The 1678-nt window shown below is 32.4% G+C and carries 1 protein-coding gene; it reads right to left on the bottom strand.

Translation table 11 applies throughout. The features are described from left to right. Window positions 1-176: 176 nt before the first annotated feature. The gene (locus DFR79_RS16015) at window positions 177-1454 is read right to left on the bottom strand and encodes a transposase (protein ID WP_166638090.1); all 1278 of its coding nucleotides are present in this window, start codon (window positions 1452-1454) and stop codon (window positions 177-179) included. Between the last annotated feature and the right edge of the window lie 224 nt (window positions 1455-1678).

Below are 1678 nucleotides of genomic sequence, written 5' to 3'. Positions count from 1 at the left end.
CAGAGATTCCGCAAATGATTTTTAAAAAATAAAAAAGATAAAATATTACTCTAAACAGTATTTTCTACACTAAAATCAGCTCAAATAAGATACAGAACCCCCTTTCCCCCATTGAAATGGAAGGTTTTTAGCAGATTTGCTTTGCAGTTCTATAACCAGCTGAACAAATTCAGATATTATCCTGAAGAAGCTCCTGGATAATATAGTGGTTCATTTAAGCGGATAATTCCCCTGTAAAATCTTCTTAAAAATATCTTTTTAGTATCTTTTTTTAAATCAAATGTTCTTAAATTTCTGTAGATATACAGATGGAATAAATTATATGCTATCAGATAAATATAATACATTGCCTGGATTACATGAGGATCACTGCTAAAAACATGATCAAAGTTCCAGTGGGTTTTTAACCAGTGGAAAACACTGTTTTCTTCATCCCAGCGTCTGTGGGCTATTTTCCAGGCGGTTAATGCTTTTAGCTGGATCTTTTCCATGGTGGTAGCAAAATAATGAGTTGTAGTTTCCTCTTTAACTATCTCTCCATCTTTATTAACTACTTTTTTTCTTTCTTCCACTCTTAATACTCTAAGTGGTTTATCTACATCAGACCAATTAAAATTCTCTTCATCCCAGATTTTAAGATCATAAAAAGTACCTGTAGTTCTTTTTTTATCTCCAGGATTGATACCTTCATATATATGATCTGGTTCTCTGTTTTTAGTTAAACCTTCAGCATCTTTAATTAAATTGTTTTCCTGCTTTACTCTTACCACTACGTCTTTATTATTTCTTATACAGGTATTGATAAAGGGAGCATTTATGTAGAGTGAGTCAGCCACAATTACATCACAATACTGGTGATGATCCCTGTTTAGCCGCCTAACAAGCTTTTTAGCTGCAGTTAGCTCACCTTCTCCAGCCTCAATTCTTTCCATCTTTAAAATTGGAGCAAAACCCTCACCAACATAGGAGGCTGCTATCATTTTTTCATGATATTTTATTGACTTACCATCATTGTGTTCATATTTATGAGCGTCTTTACCAAGCCTCTCACTTTCCATACTAAAAACATTGCTCCCATCAATTGCAACTACTTTTAAACCCTCTATTGTATTTGCATTTAAGGATTTATTATATCTGGCTTTCTGGATAGTATCTACTGCTATCTGCTTTAAGTCATCGAGATCAGCATGTTTTAATGCATACGATATTGTATCTGCAGATGGCAGGTTTGTATTCTCAAAAAAATTATTAAAATCACCATCTTTAATTGCATCCTCCATAGTTTTAAAATTGTGCAATCCAGACATTAAAGAAAAAAGATTAACTAAAATTACAGTTGGTAGTTTAACTGAAGGATGAACTCTTTTATCCTCAATCTGCTCTAATTTTTGAATTAAATCGTAGACCCTGTTACAATATTGATAACAACTTAATGTATGATTTTTGTTTTCCATTTTTCCCCGTCTCCTTTTTTGTGTGTTTTTCTTGTCAATTAACACTTTCAAAAAAGGGCGGGGATTTCCTTTATTAAAGCCCGAATTATCAATCATCATAAGGTTTTTAATTGGGATAATTGTATGACTAATATTTCTAATATTCTTTATTTTGGTACTACTGCTGAGAATACTGTTTGAACGGTATTCTCCTTATTTTTTAAAAATCATTTGCGGAATCTCTG

Source organism: Halanaerobium saccharolyticum, assembly GCF_004362045.1.
Taxonomy (GTDB): Bacteria; Bacillota; Halanaerobiia; order Halanaerobiales; family Halanaerobiaceae; genus Halanaerobium; species Halanaerobium saccharolyticum_C.
Note: the sequence above shows the minus strand (reverse complement) of the source record. Positions and strands in the feature narration are given on the sequence as shown.

What these genes read in the sequence shown, in the direction of transcription:
- DFR79_RS16015 (WP_166638090.1), bottom strand. Translation starts at nt 1,454, where the DNA reads ATGGAAAACAAAAATCATACATTAAGTTGTTATCAATATTGTAACAGG.